Annotated in this window: 4 protein-coding genes; all 4 read left to right on the top strand. The window is 39.8% G+C overall.

Annotated elements, in window-relative coordinates; translation table 11 throughout:
- The coding region (locus WBM70_RS10020; protein ID WP_424558368.1) for an aspartate-semialdehyde dehydrogenase at positions 1 to 540 on the top strand (540 nt) is incomplete at its 5' end.
- Positions 540 to 1,058 carry a YqhA family protein gene (locus tag WBM70_RS10015; RefSeq protein ID WP_424558367.1) on the top strand — a complete coding sequence of 173 codons (519 nt, stop codon included), beginning with the start codon at positions 540 to 542 and terminating at the stop codon, positions 1,056 to 1,058. The genes WBM70_RS10020 and WBM70_RS10015, both read left to right, overlap by 1 nt.
- 101 nt (positions 1,059 to 1,159) lie before the next feature.
- Positions 1,160 to 2,206, top strand: coding sequence for a uroporphyrinogen decarboxylase (hemE, locus tag WBM70_RS10010; RefSeq protein ID WP_424558366.1), 1,047 nt, complete (start codon positions 1,160 to 1,162; stop codon positions 2,204 to 2,206).
- 13 nt (positions 2,207 to 2,219) lie between these two features.
- Positions 2,220 to 3,164 (top strand): HD domain-containing protein (locus WBM70_RS10005; protein ID WP_424558365.1); only part of this gene is annotated, 945 nt, incomplete at its 3' end.

Genomic DNA, 3,164 nt, shown 5'->3' with positions numbered 1-3,164 from the left:
ACCGGCAAGGAAGCGATCGAGGAACTGGCTGTCCAGACGGCAAGACTGCTCAATGCAAAGCCGATCAAGTGTGAGGTTTATCCCAAGCAGATCGCTTTTAATGTCCTGCCACAGATCGATGTGTTTCTGGAAAATGGTTACACCAAAGAAGAGATGAAAATGGTCAATGAGACCAATAAGATCATGCACAGTAATTTTGCAGTTTCTGCAACGTGTGTACGTGTACCGGTTTTAAGAAGCCACTCTGAGTCTATCACGATCACATTTGAAGATAATGTAGATGTGAATGTAGATAAAGCAAGAGAGGTACTGGGTAACTTTGAAAATGTCACTGTTATAGATGATATGTCTAAAAATGAATACCCTATGCCTTTGACTGCAACAGATACAGATGAGACCTATGTCGGGCGTATCAGAAAAGACATCTATGCGAACAATATTTTACACCTTTGGGGTGTAGCAGATCAAGTGAGAGTAGGTGCTGCAACCAATGCAGTCAGAATCGCACAAAAATGGATCAAGTTAGAGGAAAATGCGTAATGTTAGAAAAACTATTTGAAGGCATGATCTGGAGAAGTAGATTTATTGTTCTCCTGGCAGTTATTTTTGGACTTCTTGGTGCAGTGATTTTATGTATAATTGCCTCTATGGATATCTGGAATGTTGCAGTTGTCTCATTTCAAGTAGTCACACATGCTATACCACATCCAGAACATTTTCATGAAGATGTGGTTGCCGGGATCATTGGTGCAGTTGACTTATATCTAATTGCCGTTGTGATGTTTATTTTTGCTTTTGGTTTATATGAACTTTTTATTTCAGATATTGATGAGGCAAAGGAACATGAGGATGGAGAACATCAGTTGCTGGCAATTCATAACCTGGATCAGTTAAAAGACAAGATCGCAAAAGTAATTGTGATGGTACTTGTAGTAAACTTTTTTCAAAGGGTGCTACATACAAAGTTTTCAACACCATTAGAGATGTTGTATTTTGCACTTGCTATTGCAGCACTGGCAGTGGGGTTATATTTTTTAGGAAAAGTAGGTAAGAAATAGACAGGCTTGAAAAGGAATTACAGCCTTTTATTTGGTTAGACTGTTGAGGTCACGAAAGCTCTTTTGTAAAGAAGAAGAGCATTATTTTTAAGGAAAAACAATTGAGTAAAATATTTGTAGACGCATGTCTAGGGAAAGAGACACCATACACACCTGTATGGATGATGAGACAGGCAGGGCGTTATCTTCCTGAATATATGGCAGTACGTGCTGAAGCAGGAAACTTTCTAAACTTGTGTCATAATCCTGAAAAAGCGGCAGAAGTGACTATCCAGCCGCTTGACATCGTAGGTGTTGATGCAGCTATTTTATTCTCAGATATTTTGGTTATTCCAGATGAAATGGGTATGGATTTGAGTTTTGTAAAAGGTGAGGGACCGAAGTTTTCTGATCCTTTAACATCACAGGAAGATCTCGACAGACTTATCGGTGGTGAAGAAGCAGCAAGTAAACTGACCTATGTGTATGAGACCATAGCACTTCTTAGAGAACAGTTGGATGCAAGAGGTGATGAGATCGCACTTATCGGTTTTACAGGTGCTCCATGGACATTGGCAACCTATATGATAGAAGGACAGGGGACAAAGACCTATAACATTTGTAAAAAGATGATGTATTCAAATCCTGAACTCCTTCACAATATCCTTAGAAAAGTAACTGATGTGGTTAAACTCTATATGGAGAAGCAGATACAAGCAGGTGTGGATGTCGTACAGATCTTTGATTCTTGGGCAGCGGCTATTGAACCAGGTATGTATGATGAATTTTCATGGCGTTATATGGTTGAGATCGCTGAGTATCTCAAAGAGAAATATCCGCACATTCCTGTAATTATGTTCCCTAAAGGTGTGGCATCGTTTATAGAGAGTGGAAAAGTGTATGGAAACTTCGATGTATTTGGTATAGACTGGGGAACACCTATGGCTATGGCCAAAGAGAAACTTGGAGACAAATACGTCCTTCAGGGAAATATGGAACCATGCAGACTCTACTCTAAAGAAAAAACGACTGAGAGTGTAGAAGCGATCCAAGAGATCATGGGCACACAAAGACATATCTTTAACCTCGGACACGGGATCCTTCCTGATGTACCGGTTGAAAATGCAAAACACTTTGTAAGTGAATGTCAGAGGGTAAGTAAAAAATAACCCCTGAAAGGGCATGATGAACAGAGAACATTATCACATTGCTGTAGAAGAATGTGAACTTGGTATAGTAGGGCACAAAGTTTTTGTACGTCTGAAAGATATCCCGATGTATCTCTCAAAACATACCAAAGACAGTATACGGAACCGCTATAGCCATTCTATTGAAGTAGGGTTAAGCACAGAGTATATGCTCAACCATCTTAGTGCACAATTGGGTGATGATGTCGATCTGAATTTTTTCAAGATAGGAAAGATCGTAGGTCTTCTACATGACATCGGCCATACGGCATTCAGCCATGATGGTGAGACTATCTTAGACAAAATGCTTCAAAAAGCCTCTGCCTCATTCACTCATCCGCTTAGATTCAACGCAAACCTCAATAACTTCAGACGTATCATCAAGTATGAATTCTATGATAATCTTCCAGAGGATGTACGACAGTACGCTTTTGCTTCTTTGGTGAAACGTGCAAGTGAACTCGATGAGTACCCTGAATACCTCTATCTAAAGTCCTATATTAAAGATGCGATCGAACTTGAAGAGAAGTATCTCAGCTCTAAAGGTATCACTGTCCAAAACGAAACAGGTAAAACCATACTCTGCCAAGCGATGGATCTGGCTGATGAAAACAGGTATCGTGTGACAGATATCATTGATTCGCTCAATATCTACTCTAAAGAGAAGCTTCAAGAGATATTGCTGCGTTCTATCAGTAGTCAGGTACGGGTGAAAGATATACGTAAACTGGTTCATTTAAAAACATTGAGTGTGCCTGGTTATGAAGCGCTGCATTACGATAAAATGAAGATCAAAGATCTGCTGATCGCATTGCTTAACCGTTCAAGCAATGCCAAAACGGAGTTCCAAAATACGATGAACTCTATCTCCATGGCATTCAACAGAAACTTTTCACTCAGTGAAGATGGAAAGATCGTTCCTATTGATCCAGAGTTGGAA

Source organism: Sulfurovum sp. (assembly GCF_049668085.1).
Classification (GTDB): Bacteria; Campylobacterota; Campylobacteria; order Campylobacterales; family Sulfurovaceae; genus Sulfurovum.
The sequence above is the reverse complement of the archived record's forward strand: the minus strand, read 5'-3'. Positions and strand labels throughout refer to the sequence as shown.

Bases quoted from the DNA above. Each gene is read 5' to 3' on its own strand.
- WBM70_RS10015 (WP_424558367.1), top strand. From the start codon at position 540: ATGTTAGAAAAACTATTTGAAGGCATGATCTGGAGAAGTAGATTTATT.